13 protein-coding genes are annotated in these 12,857 nt (G+C 72.4%); 8 read left to right on the forward strand and 5 right to left on the reverse strand.

Features of this window, described 5'->3' with window-relative positions:
* The first annotated feature begins 26 nt into the window (after window positions 1-26).
* The 6 genes from BMY40_RS01655 (at window position 27) to BMY40_RS01680 (ending at window position 6,492) form a co-directional block, all read left to right on the forward strand.
* Entirely contained in the window at window positions 27-392 is a 366-nt protein-coding gene (locus BMY40_RS01655; RefSeq protein WP_093654565.1) for a cytidine/deoxycytidylate deaminase family protein, read from the forward strand.
* A gap of 61 nt (window positions 393-453) precedes the next feature.
* Window positions 454-1,425: a GTPase Era gene (era, locus tag BMY40_RS01660; protein ID WP_093654567.1), complete on the forward strand. Its 972-nt coding sequence runs from the start codon at window positions 454-456 to the stop codon at window positions 1,423-1,425.
* 350 nt (window positions 1,426-1,775) lie between these two features.
* Entirely contained in the window at window positions 1,776-3,542 is a 1,767-nt protein-coding gene (leuA, locus tag BMY40_RS01665) for a 2-isopropylmalate synthase (protein WP_093654569.1), read from the forward strand.
* A gap of 395 nt (window positions 3,543-3,937) precedes the next feature.
* A complete protein-coding gene (locus BMY40_RS01670; protein WP_093654571.1) occupies window positions 3,938-4,630 on the forward strand; it encodes a tellurite resistance TerB family protein in 693 nt (230 codons plus the stop codon).
* Window positions 4,631-4,788: 158 nt separating this feature from the next.
* Complete coding sequence (recO, locus tag BMY40_RS01675; protein ID WP_093654573.1) at window positions 4,789-5,538, forward strand: DNA repair protein RecO; 750 nt, start codon at window positions 4,789-4,791, stop codon at window positions 5,536-5,538.
* Window positions 5,539-5,628: 90 nt separating this feature from the next.
* The gene (locus BMY40_RS01680; RefSeq protein ID WP_245769778.1) at window positions 5,629-6,492 is read left to right on the forward strand and encodes an isoprenyl transferase; all 864 of its coding nucleotides are present in this window, start codon (window positions 5,629-5,631) and stop codon (window positions 6,490-6,492) included.
* Window positions 6,493-6,589: 97 nt separating this feature from the next.
* Here the strand turns inward: BMY40_RS01680 and BMY40_RS01685 are convergent, their stop codons facing one another.
* The 4 genes from BMY40_RS01685 to BMY40_RS01700 form a co-directional block, all read right to left on the reverse strand.
* The gene (locus BMY40_RS01685) at window positions 6,590-7,015 is read right to left on the reverse strand and encodes a Fur family transcriptional regulator (RefSeq protein WP_093655668.1); all 426 of its coding nucleotides are present in this window, start codon (window positions 7,013-7,015) and stop codon (window positions 6,590-6,592) included.
* Between the two features lie 127 nt (window positions 7,016-7,142).
* Window positions 7,143-8,063: a metal ABC transporter permease gene (locus BMY40_RS01690; protein WP_093654575.1), complete on the reverse strand. Its 921-nt coding sequence runs from the start codon at window positions 8,061-8,063 to the stop codon at window positions 7,143-7,145.
* A complete protein-coding gene (locus BMY40_RS01695) occupies window positions 8,060-8,857 on the reverse strand; it encodes a metal ABC transporter ATP-binding protein (RefSeq protein ID WP_245769846.1) in 798 nt (265 codons plus the stop codon). Before BMY40_RS01695 ends, BMY40_RS01690 begins: the two co-directional genes overlap by 4 nt.
* A gap of 14 nt (window positions 8,858-8,871) precedes the next feature.
* Entirely contained in the window at window positions 8,872-9,930 is a 1,059-nt protein-coding gene (locus tag BMY40_RS01700) for a metal ABC transporter solute-binding protein, Zn/Mn family (RefSeq protein ID WP_093654579.1), read from the reverse strand.
* 163 nt (window positions 9,931-10,093) lie between these two features.
* On the opposite strand from BMY40_RS01700, the gene BMY40_RS01705 reads away from it, so the two are divergent.
* Window positions 10,094-11,476, forward strand: coding sequence for a glycine--tRNA ligase (locus tag BMY40_RS01705; RefSeq protein ID WP_093654581.1), 1,383 nt, complete (start codon window positions 10,094-10,096; stop codon window positions 11,474-11,476).
* 170 nt (window positions 11,477-11,646) lie between these two features.
* On the opposite strand, the gene BMY40_RS01710 is transcribed toward BMY40_RS01705, so the two are convergent.
* The gene (locus BMY40_RS01710) at window positions 11,647-12,033 is read right to left on the reverse strand and encodes an SSI family serine proteinase inhibitor (RefSeq protein ID WP_177213830.1); all 387 of its coding nucleotides are present in this window, start codon (window positions 12,031-12,033) and stop codon (window positions 11,647-11,649) included.
* A 450-nt stretch (window positions 12,034-12,483) separates the two neighbouring features.
* Here BMY40_RS01710 and BMY40_RS01715 point away from each other — a divergent pair, with 450 nt between their 5' ends.
* Complete coding sequence (locus BMY40_RS01715; RefSeq protein WP_093654585.1) at window positions 12,484-12,798, forward strand: hypothetical protein; 315 nt, start codon at window positions 12,484-12,486, stop codon at window positions 12,796-12,798.
* The last annotated feature ends 59 nt before the right edge of the window (window positions 12,799-12,857 follow it).

Below are 12,857 nucleotides of genomic sequence, written 5' to 3' on the forward strand. Positions count from 1 at the left end.
GCCGCCCCGCCGGGCGGTGAGCGCATATGCTCACCCGCATGAGCGAAGCCGCCGACCTGGACCCCGAAGACCGCAAGATCGTCACCCTCGCGCGCAGCGCGCGGGCCCGCAACGCCGTGCCCGAGGGCGCGGCCGTACGCGATGAGACCGGGCGCACGTACGTGGCCGGAACCGTCGCCCTGAAGTCGCTCCGGCTGAGCGCGCTGCAGACGGCCGTCGCGATGGCGGTGGCGTCCGGAGCCAAGTCCCTGGAGGCCGCGGCCGTGGTCTCCGAGGCGCCCGCCGTGCCCTCCGCCGACCTCGCGGCCGTCCACGAGCTGGGCGGCCCCGCCACCCCGGTACTGCTGGCCGGCCCCGACGGCGCGGTCCGCTCCACCGTCACCGCGGGCTGAACCGCCGGGCGGGGGAGGGGGCGAGACGGCCGGTACGGGGACACCCCGCGAATCGGGGAGAATGGCCACCATGAGCGACCGTTCCCCCTCTTCCCGGCCCGAGCAGCAGGCGGAGTCCGCACCGCACCGCGCGGGCTTCGCCTGCTTCGTCGGCCGCCCCAACGCGGGCAAGTCGACCCTCACCAACGCCCTGGTGGGGACGAAGGTCGCGATCACCTCCAACCGCCCGCAGACGACCCGCCACACCGTGCGCGGCATCGTCCACCGCCCCGACGCCCAGCTCGTCCTGGTGGACACCCCCGGTCTGCACAAGCCGCGCACCCTGCTCGGCGAGCGCCTCAACGACGTGGTGCGCACCACCTGGGCCGAGGTCGACGTGATCGGCTTCTGCCTGCCGGCCGACCAGAAGATCGGTCCCGGCGACCGCTTCATCGCGGGGGAGCTGGCGGCCCTGAAGCGCACCCCGAAGGTCGCGGTCGTCACCAAGACCGACCTGGTGGACTCCAGGGCGCTGGCCGAGCAGCTCGTCTCCGTCGACCGGCTCGGCAAGGAGCTGGGCATCGAGTGGGCCGAGATCGTCCCCGTCTCCGCCACCGCGGGCGACCAGGTGGGTCTGCTGGCCGACCTGCTCGTCCCCCTCCTGCCCGAGGGCCCGCAGCTGTACCCGGACGGCGACCTCACCGACGAGCCCGAGCAGGTCATGGTCGCCGAGCTGATCCGGGAGGCGGCGCTGGAGGGGGTGCGCGACGAGCTGCCGCACTCCATCGCCGTGGTGGTCGAGGAGATGACGCCGCGCGAGGGGCGTCCGGCGGACCGGCCGCTGCTGGACGTCCACGCCAACGTCTTCATCGAGCGCCCCAGCCAGAAGGGCATCGTCATCGGCCCCAAGGGCAGCCGGCTGAAGGAGGTCGGCATCAAGTCCCGCAAGCAGATCGAGGCGCTGCTGGGCACCCCCGTCTACCTCGACCTGCACGTCAAGGTCGCCAAGGACTGGCAGCGCGACCCCAAGCAGCTTCGCAGGCTCGGCTTCTAGGGCTCGGCTTCTCCCGGCTTCCGGGACACGGCTTCCGGGACACGACTCCTGGGACACGGCTTCCGCGAACCGGCCCCCGCACCCCGCGCCGGCGGGATGCGGGGGCCGACTCCGTGCTCACCCATGTGAGTTCTCGCATACTGATACGCGCCGCCACGCACCGTCCGCCTCGGTTACGCTGACTCGCATCATGCGTTTTGGGCTGCTTCTCCTTAGCTGCCGCGGCGAGGGCCTGTAGTCATACGGCCGACCCCCTCCCCGCGGAGTTCGGTGATGCCGTCGTCGGCCCCTTCGGAAAGCGTTCGGAAAGCGCTTCGAAGCCCATCGCCCTCCACAGGAGCCCAGTCCACATGAGCAGTGATTCCTCCCGCGTAGGCCGCCCCACGCCCGTCACCGCCGCCACGGTGACCCAGAAGCCGTCGGGCATGCCGATCCACCGCTACCGCGGCTACGAGGCCGTCGAGCTGCCCGACCGCACCTGGCCCGACAAGCGGATCACCAAGGCCCCCCGCTGGCTGTCCACCGACCTGCGCGACGGCAACCAGGCGCTGATCGACCCGATGTCGCCCGCCCGCAAGCGCGAGATGTTCGACCTGCTGGTCCGCATGGGCTACAAGGAGATCGAGGTCGGCTTCCCCTCCTCCGGCCAGACCGACTTCGACTTCGTGCGCTCCATCATCGAAGAGGACGCCATCCCCGAGGACGTGACGATCTCGGTGCTGACCCAGGCCCGCGAGGACCTGATCGAGCGCACCGTGCAGTCCCTGGCCGGCGCCCACCGGGCGACGGTCCACCTGTACAACGCCACCGCCCCGGTCTTCCGCCGCGTGGTCTTCCGCGGCAGCAGGGACGACATCCGGCAGATCGCCGTGGACGGCACCCGCCTGGTGGTCGAGTACGCCGAGAAGATCCTGGGCGACGAGACGGTCTTCGGCTACCAGTACAGCCCGGAGATCTTCACCGACACCGAGCTGGACTTCGCCCTGGAGGTCTGCGAGTCGGTCATGGACGTCTGGCAGCCCGAGGAGGGCCGCGAGATCATCCTGAACCTGCCCGCCACCGTCGAGCGCTCCACGCCCTCCACCCACGCCGACCGCTTCGAGTGGATGTCGCGGAACCTGTCGCGGCGCGAGTTCGTCTGCCTGTCCACCCACCCGCACAACGACCGCGGCACCGCGGTGGCCGCCGCCGAACTGGCCGTGATGGCCGGCGCCGACCGGGTCGAGGGCTGCCTGTTCGGGCAGGGCGAGCGCACCGGCAACGTGGACCTGGTCACGCTGGGGATGAACCTGTTCAGCCAGGGCATCGACCCGCAGATCGACTTCAGCCGGATCGACGAGATCCGCCGCACCGCCGAGTACTGCAACCAGATGGAGGTCCACCCGCGCCACCCGTACGCGGGCGACCTGGTCTACACCGCCTTCTCCGGCTCCCACCAGGACGCCATCAAGAAGGGCTTCGAGGCCATGGAGGCCGACGCGGCCGCGGCCGGCAGGCCGGTGGAGGAGATCGAGTGGGCGGTGCCGTACCTGCCCATCGACCCCAAGGACGTCGGACGCTCCTACGAGGCGGTCATCCGCGTCAACTCCCAGTCCGGCAAGGGCGGCGTCTCCTACGTCCTGAAGAACGACCACAAGCTGGACCTGCCGCGCCGGATGCAGATCGAGTTCTCCAAGATCATCCAGGCCAGGACCGACGCCGACGGCGGCGAGATCACCCCGGCGCAGATCTGGGAGGCCTTCCGCGACGAGTACCTGCCCAACCCCGACAACCCCTGGGGCCGCATCCAGGTCCGCAACGGCCAGACCACCACCGACACCGACGGCGTGGACACCCTCACCGTCGAGGCGGCCGTCGACGGCACCGACACCGTGCTGACCGGCAGCGGCAACGGCCCGATCTCCGCGTTCTTCGACGCGCTGGAGAGCATCGGCATCGATGCCAGGCTGCTGGATTACCAGGAGCACACCATGAGCGAGGGAGCCTCCGCGCAGGCCGCCTCGTACATCGAGTGCGCCATCGACGGCAAGGTGCTGTGGGGCATCGGCATCGACCCCAACACCACGCGCGCCTCCCTGAAGGCGATCGTCTCCGCCGTCAACCGCGCCTTCCGCTGACGGCCCGGCGGCCCGGCGGTCCCGGGACCCGGCGGCCGCTCCCTCCGCTGTGAACACCGCCCGCCCCGCCGGACGCCCGTCCGGCGGGGCGGGCCGTCTCCACGAGGCCACCGGGGGAGGCGGGCGCGCTCCGGCGGGGTGTGCGAGGCCTCCCCGGCGTGCGTCCGGGCCCGCGGCCCGTTCGCCGGGAGGCCGGGGCGCCGGGCACCTGGGCGGTCCCGGTGGCGCCGTGCTTTCGCAAAGGTTTCCGTCCGGTGCACGGATGCCGCAGAACCCCTCCCGACCTGCGTGTACATCCCCCGGCCCGGTCCGCAAGGGCCGTAAGGGGGAGGGATGTGTGCCTCCCGGGTACTGACGGCACCTCATGGATGTGGTTAACATCACGCCACGCGGCAATGGCGCTGAAGCGTGACGGAGGTACGGCAGTGGTGCACTCCCGGAGCCGGGACGGCCGGAGACTGCGGTTGGCGGGTGTCCGCACGGCCTGGCACACGGTCGACGACGGCGAGTTCTTCTGCCCCTCCTGCGGCGGCGACCGCAACTACAGACGCCGCACCGGGCGCCGCCGCCTGGTCGTGCTCGGCGTCCCCGTACTGCCGCGCGGCGAGGCCGGACCCGTGCTGGAGTGCGCGTCCTGCGACGGGCACTTCGGCACCGACGCCCTCGACCACCCCACCACCACCCGGCTGGGCACCATGCTCCGCGACGCCGTGCACGCCGTCGCGCTGGCCGTGCTGGCGGTGGGCGGCTACGAGGCGCGGTCGACCCGCGAGGCGGCCGTGGAGGGCGTCCGGGCCGCCGGCTTCACCGGCTGCTCCGAGGAGCAACTGGTCGCCCTGCTCGCGGCGGTCGGCTCCGACGGGGTCACGATGGAGATAGAGCTGCACGAGGCCCTGGCCCCGCTCGCCCCGCACCTGGCCGGCCCCGGCCGCGAGAGCCTGTTGCTGCTGGGCGCCCGCATCGCGCTCGCCGATGGCCCCTACACACCCGGCGAGCGCAGGACACTGGGCCTGGTCGGCCGGACCCTGCGGCTGTGCGGGGAGGACACCGACCGTCTGCTGGACGCCGCCCGCACCACCCCCTCCTGACGCCTCCCGGTTCCCCCTGACCCGTCTCCCCGCCGGGGCCGGGTGGGGGACAATGGAGGAATGAGCCTGTTCCGCGACGACGGCGTGGTCCCGCGCACCCAGCCGTGCCGACCCGGGGGGCACCCCCCGGACCCCCGGCCGGGCGCCACGGAGGCGCCGTGAGCCTGTTCCGCGACGACGGCGTGGTCCTGCGCACCCAGAAGCTGGGCGAGGCCGACCGCATCATCACGCTGCTCACGCGCGGACACGGACGGGTACGGGCCGTGGCGCGGGGCGTGCGGCGCACCAAGTCGAAGTTCGGGGCGCGGCTGGAGCCGTTCTCCCACGTCGACGTCCAGTTCTTCGCGCGCGGCAGCGACCTGGTCGGCCGCGGCCTGCCGCTGTGCACCCAGACCGAGACCATCGCGCCGTACGGGCGGAACATCGTCATCGACTACGCCCGCTACACCGCCGGGACGGCCATGCTGGAGACGGCCGAGCGGTTCACCGACCACGAGGGCGAGCCCAACGTCCAGCAGTACCTGCTGCTGATCGGCGGCCTGCGCACCCTCGCCGCCGGCGAGCACGCCCCGGCGCTGGTGCTGGACGCCTTCCTGCTGCGCTCCCTGGCCGTGGGCGGCTACGCGCCCAGCTTCGAGGCGTGCGCCCAGTGCGGGCTGCCCGGTCCCAACCGGTTCTTCTCCGTCGCCGCCGGCGGGGTGGTGTGCGCCGACTGCCGCAGGCCGGGCAGCGTCGTGCCGTCCCCGGAGGCGCTGCGGCTGCTGGGCGCGCTGCTGACGGGCGACTGGGCGACGGCCGACGCGGCCGAGGCCCGGCACGTCCGCGAGGGCAGCGGCCTGGTGTCGGCGTATCTGCACTGGCACCTGGAGCGGGGCCTGCGCTCCCTGCGCTACGTCGAGAAGACCTGAGGGAGCCGACCGGCTACGCTCCCGGTATCCCTTCCCCGTCCTCACCCAGGCGCGGCCGCTCCCGGCCCCGCCCGACTGGAGATGAACCGCATGGCACGGCGCGGAATGCTGTCCCGGAAGCGTCGCGAGTACCTCACCCCCGAACCGCATCCCTCCGGCGCGCGTCCGCCGCGGATCCCCGCCGATCTGGTGCCCGGCCACGTGGCGGTCGTGATGGACGGCAACGGGCGCTGGGCCAAGCAGCGCGGGCTGCCGCGCACCGAGGGGCACAAGGTCGGCGAGGGCGTCGTGATGGACGTGCTCAAGGGCTGCCTGGAGATGGGCGTGAAGAACCTCTCCCTGTACGCCTTCTCCACCGAGAACTGGAAGCGGTCCCCCGAGGAGGTCCGCTTCCTGATGAACTTCAACCGCGACGTCATCCGCCGCCGCCGCGACGAGATGGACGCGCTCGGCATCCGCATCCGCTGGGTCGGCCGGATGCCCAAGCTGTGGAAGTCGGTCGTCCAGGAGCTCCAGGTGGCCCAGGAGCAGACGAAGGACAACGACGCCATGACGCTGTACTTCTGCGTCAACTACGGCGGACGGGCCGAGATCGCCGACGCGGCGGCGGCCATCGCGGCGGACGTGCGGGCCGGGCGGCTGGACCCGTCGAAGGTGAACGAGAAGACCGTCGCGAGGTACCTGTACTACCCGGACATGCCGGACGTGGACCTCTTCGTGCGGCCCTCGGGCGAGCAGCGCACCTCCAACTACCTGATATGGCAGAGCGCGTACGCCGAGATGGTCTTCCAGGACGTGCTGTGGCCGGACTTCGACCGCCGCAACCTGTGGGACGCGTGCCTGGAGTACGCCCGCCGCGACCGCCGCTTCGGCGGCGCCGAGCCCGTCGCGTCCGCTCCCGCCCCGCAGGCCGCTCCCGCCCCGCCGGAGGGGACCGTACCGCCGCAGGCCTGACGCCCGCGGTCCGGCGCGGCGCGCGGGCCACGGGCACGCGCGGTGCGGCGGTCCCGCGGCTCCCACCGGGAGCCGCGGGACCGCCGCACCGGAACCGTCAGCCCTTGGCGCTCCGCGCGGCCGCGCACTCGCCGCAGGTGCCGAAGATCTCGATGGTGTGGGCCACGTCCACGAAGCCGTGCTCCGCGGCGATGGAGTCCGCCCACTTCTCCACGGCGGGCCCCTCCACCTCCACGGCCTTGCCGCAGTTGCGGCAGACCAGATGGTGGTGGTGGTCGTCGCTGCTGCACCGGCGGTAGACGGCCTCGCCCTCGTCGGTGCGCAACACGTCCACCTCGCCGGCGTCGGCGAGCGACTGGAGCGTGCGGTAGACGGTGGTCAGACCGACGGAGTCGCCTCGGTGCTTGAGCATGTCGTGCAGCTCCTGGGCGCTGCGGAACTCGTCGACCTCGCTGAGCGCCGCCGCCACAGCGGCGCGCTGCCGGGTCGACCGGCCGCGTACGGGGGGACCTGCGGTCGCCACCATTGCCTCCTAGAGTCGGCGCTACCTCGCGTAGCTGATCGGCCATTGTGCCAGGTGTGGCGGGCGCCGCCGGGCGCGCTCCGCACCGGTGGTGTCGCCGGCCGCGCCGTCCGCCGACGACCATCGGTCACCGCACGACGGTAACGCCTTCCGCCGCCTCCCGGCCCTCCCCCTCCCGTTCTCCCGCCCGGTCCTTCCGCCCGGGCGCCTCCTCGCCCCGCGCCCGCGCCCTGAGCCGCGCGCGGTTCAGCAGCGGAGCCGCCGCGGACAGGACGGCGAACAGCGCGATGGCCAGCAGCACGATGGTGGCGCCGGGGGGGACGTCGGCGTAGTACGAGGTGGCGGTGCCGGACACGGACACCAGCACGCCCATGCCCACCGCGAGCCCCATGGTGGTCGCGAAGCCGCGCGTGACCTGCTGGGCCGCGGCCACCGGGATCACCATCAGGGCGCTCACCAGCAGCAGGCCCACCACCCGCATGGCCACGGTCACGGTGACGGCGGCGGTGACGGCCAGCAGCAGGTTGAGCAGCCGCACCGGCAGCCCGCTGACCCGGGCGAACTCCTCGTCCTGGCAGACGGCGAACAACTGCCGCCGCAGCCCGAAGGAGACCGCCAGGGCGAGGCCGGACAGCACCACGATGGCGGTGACGTCCTCGGGCGAGACGGTCATGACCGAGCCGAAGAGCGGGGAGAGGAGATCGGCCGTGGTGCCGCCCGGCGCCAGGTTGATGATCAGGACTCCGCCCGCCATGCCGCCGTAGAACAGCATGGCCAGGGCCACGTCGCCGCGCGTTCTGCCGTACCAGCGGATCAGCTCCATGGCGACCGAGCCGAGCGAGGCGACCACCACGGCCGTCCACACCGGGCTGGTGCTCAGCAGGAAGCCCAGCGCCACACCGGTGAGGGCCACGTGCCCGATCCCGTCGCCCATGATCGCCTGGCGGCGCTGGACGAGGTAGATGCCGATGGCGGGGGCCGCGACGCCGACCAGCAGCGCGGCGAGCAGCGCGCGCTGCATGAAGGCGGGCTGGAGGATGTCGATCATGTCAGCAGTCCGGTCCGGGTCGGTTCGGCGGAGGAGCCGGCGTGCGGGTGGCACGCCTGGTCGTGGAGGTGGGCGGTGCCGTCCACCCGCTCCACCCGGCCGTCGTGCAGGACGACCGTGCGGTCGATCAGCGGGGCCAACGGGCCGAGTTCGTGCAGCACCAGCAGGACCGAGACGCCTTCGGCGCTCTGCTCGCGCAGCGCCTCGGCCAGGACGCGCTGGCTGAGCAGGTCCACGCCGGCCAGCGGCTCGTCCATGACCAGCAGTTCGGGTTCGGCGGCCAGCGCGCGGGCGATCAGCACGCGCTGGTGCTGGCCGCCGGAGAGCGCGTTCACCGAGTCCCGGGCCCGGTCGGCCAGCCCGACCAGTTCCAGGGCCCGCCGTACCGCCGCCCGGTCGCCGCGCCCCAGCGGTCCCAGCCGCCTGCGGGCCAGCCGCCCGGAGGCGACGACCTCGCGCACGGTCGCGGGTACGCCGGCCGCCGCGGTCGAGCGCTGCGGTACGTAGCCCACGCGGCGCCAGTCGCGGAAGCGGCGCAGCGGGGTGCCGAACAGCTCCAGTTCGCCGCCCGAGGTCTGCACCTGGCCGACGGCGGCCCGCACCGTCGTGGACTTGCCCGAGCCGTTCGCGCCGAGCAGGGCGACGACCTCGCCCCGCCCCACGGTCAGGTCGATGCCGCGCAGCACCGGCCGTGCCCCGAGCGAGGCGGTCACGCCCCGCAGGGACAGCACCGGGGGCGCCGCCTGTGCCGCGGTCCGCGCCGCCGCCTGTGTCGTGGTGGTGTGCTCGTCCATCATGGTCGGCCTCCTCACCGGGCGCCGAGCGCCTTCCGCAGAGCCTGGAGGTTGGAGCGCATGACCTCGAAGTAGTCGTCGCCCCGGGAGGCGTCGGTGATGCCCTCGACGGGGTCGAGGACGTCGGTGCGCAGCCCCAGGTCGTCGGCGAGGGTCTTCGCGGTGCGCTCGCCGGCCGCCGCCTCGAAGAAGACCGTGTCGACGTCGTCCTCCCGAGCCACCCGGTGCAGCTGCTTCATCCTCGCGCCGCTGGGCTCGGACTCGGGGTCGAGGCCGGCCACGGACTCCTCGTGGAGTCCGTAGCGGTCCGCGAGGTAGCCGAAGGCCGCGTGCGCGGTGATGAAGGTGTCGGTCCTGCGGTTCTTCAGGCCCTCGCGGAAGTCCGCGTCCAGGTCCCTGAGCTTCTCCGCCAGCGCGTCGGCGTTCTTCCGGTAGTCGTCCGCGTGGTCCGGGTCCGCCTTCGCCAGGGCCTCGCCGACGCCCTCGGCGACCTCGGCGTACTTCACCGGGTCGAGCCAGACGTGCGGGTCGGCGGCCCCCTCGCCGCCGTGGTCGTGGCCCTCGTGGCCCTCCTCGGCGGGCTCCTCCTCGTGACCGGAGCCGTGTTCCTCCCCGTGCTCGGAGGCGTGTCCCCCCGCATCCTCCTCGTGGCCGGAGCCGTGCTCCTCCAGCTCGGTGTAGGAGGTCGCCTCGGCGACGTTCTCCACGCCGGACAGCCCGATCGCCTTGTCCACGGCCGGCTGGAACCCCTTGAGGTAGACCACGAGGTCCGCCTCGCCCAGCTCGGCCGTCTGCCGCGGGCTCAGCTCCAGGTCGTGCGGCTCGACGCCCGGCTCGACCAGGGAGGCGACCGAGACGTGCTCCCCGCCTATCTCCTCGGCGAGGAACTGCATCGGGTAGAACGAGGCGACGACGTCCACCCCGTCGCTCGCGCCCCCTCCCGTCCCTTCGGTGCCGCAGGCGGTCAGGCCGAGCATGCCCAGGGCGGCGGCTCCGGCCAGCGCGGTACGGGAGGCGGCGCGGCGGCGGGGGCGGGGTATGAGAGGACGGCGTCGAGCGTTCATGACACCCATTTTCACCCTAGTTGGAAATGATTGTCAAATGAGATGGGGATCCCGGAGAGCGGCGGCGACCGGGTTTCCATCATCTTCCGTCCGAACCCCGAACCGATTTGATCCCGCCCCCGTCATCGCCGGTAACCTGAGGTATTCCGTCGTCTGTACCGAAGAGAGCACCGTGGCCGCCGACAAGATCGACACCATCGTCAGCCTCAGCAAGCGCCGTGGCTTCGTCTATCCCTGCAGCGAGATCTACGGGGGGCAGAGGGCCGCCTGGGACTACGGTCCGCTGGGCGTGGAGCTGAAGGAGAACATCAAGCGCCAGTGGTGGCGCTACATGGTCACCTCGCGCGACGACGTGGTCGGAATCGACTCGTCGGTCATCCTCGCCTCCGAGGTCTGGGTCGCCTCCGGCCACGTGGCCACCTTCACCGACCCGCTGACCGAGTGCACCTCGTGCCACAAGCGGTTCCGCGCCGACCACCTGGAGGAGGCGTACGAGGCCAAGCACGGCCGCCTCCCCGCCGCTGGCCTGTCGGACGTCAACTGCCCCAACTGCGGCGTCAAGGGCCAGTTCACCGAGCCCAAGCAGTTCTCCGGCCTGCTGTCCACGCACCTCGGCCCGACCCAGGACTCCGGCTCGGTCGCCTACCTGCGCCCCGAGACCGCACAGGGCATCTTCACCAACTTCGCCCAGGTGCAGCAGACTTCGCGCCGCAAGCCGCCGTTCGGCATCGCGCAGATGGGCAAGTCCTTCCGGAACGAGATCACTCCGGGCAACTTCATCTTCCGCACCCGCGAGTTCGAGCAGATGGAGATGGAGTTCTTCGTCAAGCCGGGCGAGGACGAGAAGTGGCACGAGTACTGGATGGAGCAGCGCTGGAACTGGTACACCGGCCTGGGCCTGCGCGAGGAGAACATGCGCTGGTACGAGCACCCGGCGGAGAAGCTCTCCCACTACTCCAAGCGCACCGCCGACATCGAGTACCGCTTCCAGTTCGGCGGCGGCGAGTGGGGTGAGCTGGAGGGTGTGGCCAACCGCACCGACTACGACCTGAGTTCGCACTCCAAGGCCTCCGGCCAGGACCTGTCGTACTTCGACCAGGAGGCCGGCGAGCGCTGGACTCCGTACGTCATCGAGCCCGCGGCCGGCGTCGGCCGCACGATGCTGGCCTTCATGCTGGACGCCTACACCGAGGACGAGGCGCCCAACGCCAAGGGCAAGATGGAGAAGCGCGTCGTGATGCGCCTCGACCCGCGCCTGTCGCCGGTCAAGGTCGCGGTCCTGCCGCTGTCGCGCAACCCGCAGCTCTCCCCGAAGGCCAAGGGCCTGGCGGACACGCTGCGCAAGCACTGGAACATCGAGTTCGACGACGCCGGCGCCATCGGCCGCCGCTACCGCCGCCAGGACGAGATCGGCACGCCGTTCTGCGTCACCGTCGACTTCGACACCCTCGACGACAACGCCGTGACGGTGCGCGAGCGCGACACCATGAAGCAGGAGCGCGTCTCGCTCGACCAGATCGAGTCCTACCTCGCGGCCCGGCTGATCGGCTGCTGAGTCCGCGCACAGGACGGACCCGTCCGCGGAGGCCTCCGGACCCGGTGCGGGTGCGGAGGCCTCCGGCCGTTCCCGCCGCCCCGGGCGGCGGCGGTGCGGGCGTACGGGGTGCGGCGGGCGTACGGGACGCCGCGGGGTGCGGGATGCGGGGCGCGGGCTCGGAAGCGGGCTCAGAAACGGAAGACGAAGTTCGTCGCCGTGATGGCCTCGCAGCTGTTCCCGAAGGTCTTGGACCACGCGACCTCGCCGCCGAGCCAGGTGCCCCTGGCGGAGACGGTCACCGGGTCGTGCAGGCCCTGGCAGCCCATGGCCCCGGTGGGGACGAGCTTGTCGAAGTCGCCGGCGGCGGCGGAGAGTTTGGCGCAGGCGCCGACGGCGTCGGGGTGGGTGCCGCCGGGGGGTTGGCACTCCAGGGTGTACTCGGAGCCGGGGGAGTGCAGGCCCGGCGTCATGGTCAGCACCAGCCGGGACTGCGGCCCGGCGGCCGGGTCCTCGGTGTCGGCGGCGATGGCGGGAGCGGCGGGCAGGACGAGGGCCGCCGCACCGACGGCTGCCACGGCCGCCGGGCGTAACGCCAGGGATAAGGACGACCTCGGGCTCTTGCGCATGATCTTCCTCCGCGGAGCAGTGGAAGGCGTCGTTCCGACGCCTGGGACACGGTCGCGAAGAGGCTAGCAACGGGGGCTGCGCAGGGCGATCCCTTCGTCACAACTTTCGCCGTCGCTGCTGGTCAGGGCGTGGGAGCGATCCCAACTCGGCCCTCCTCCACGCCGGTCCCCCAAGGGCCCGGAGAGCCTGCCCCGACTCCCTCCGGCCGCCGGGGCCCGTACGGCACCGGAAGGCGGGACGGCCGCAACGCCGCCCCTGCCGCGTCCCGCTTGCCGGGATCCGGAAACCGGCCGCCGCCGAACACTGCCCCACTCGGCCCTGGCGCCGCGGTGTGCCGCCTCCCAGAATCGGCCGGGAACGCACGGGTGGGATCCGGAGGGCGAAAAAAGGGGGGACGAATGCTGACGACGGGCACGGTGACCACGGGCACGGTCAGCGGTTACGGCGAGGACGGGCGCATCCACGAAGTGAGGATCACCCGTGAGCTGTGCTTCCGCCGCGGTACGGGGGAGGGGCGCCACCTCGTCTGCGGCACCTGCGACCGCCGCTTCACGGCCCGCGGCCTCGCACGCGCCGAGGCCGCGCACCATCTGGCCGAGCACGGCGCGCGGGGCGGCGGCGGGCAGTTGCTGAGCCCGGCGCCCTGGATCCTCGGGCTGATCGGGCTGGCGGGCTTCCTCGCCGTCTTCACCCCCACTTTCCTGGGGCACTGACCTCGAAAAGGGGGCCTCTCGGGGACCTCTGGGGCCCTCCGACGGCCATCCGACGGGCC

Origin of the sequence: Streptomyces radiopugnans (assembly GCF_900110735.1) — a bacterium.
Lineage (GTDB): Bacteria > Actinomycetota > Actinomycetes > Streptomycetales > Streptomycetaceae > Streptomyces > Streptomyces radiopugnans.

What these genes read in the sequence shown, in the direction of transcription:
- era (WP_093654567.1), top strand. Translation starts at nt 454, where the DNA reads ATGGCCACCATGAGCGACCGTTCCCCCTCTTCCCGGCCCGAGCAGCAG.
- leuA (WP_093654569.1), top strand. Translation starts at nt 1,776, where the DNA reads ATGAGCAGTGATTCCTCCCGCGTAGGCCGCCCCACGCCCGTCACCGCC.
- BMY40_RS01680 (WP_245769778.1), top strand. Translation starts at nt 5,629, where the DNA reads ATGGCACGGCGCGGAATGCTGTCCCGGAAGCGTCGCGAGTACCTCACC.
- BMY40_RS01690 (WP_093654575.1), bottom strand. Translation starts at nt 8,063, where the DNA reads ATGATCGACATCCTCCAGCCCGCCTTCATGCAGCGCGCGCTGCTCGCC.
- BMY40_RS01655 (WP_093654565.1), top strand. Translation starts at nt 27, where the DNA reads ATGCTCACCCGCATGAGCGAAGCCGCCGACCTGGACCCCGAAGACCGC.
- BMY40_RS01695 (WP_245769846.1), bottom strand. Translation starts at nt 8,857, where the DNA reads ATGGACGAGCACACCACCACGACACAGGCGGCGGCGCGGACCGCGGCA.
- BMY40_RS01715 (WP_093654585.1), top strand. Translation starts at nt 12,484, where the DNA reads ATGCTGACGACGGGCACGGTGACCACGGGCACGGTCAGCGGTTACGGC.
- BMY40_RS01670 (WP_093654571.1), top strand. Translation starts at nt 3,938, where the DNA reads ATGGCGCTGAAGCGTGACGGAGGTACGGCAGTGGTGCACTCCCGGAGC.
- BMY40_RS01700 (WP_093654579.1), bottom strand. Translation starts at nt 9,930, where the DNA reads ATGGGTGTCATGAACGCTCGACGCCGTCCTCTCATACCCCGCCCCCGC.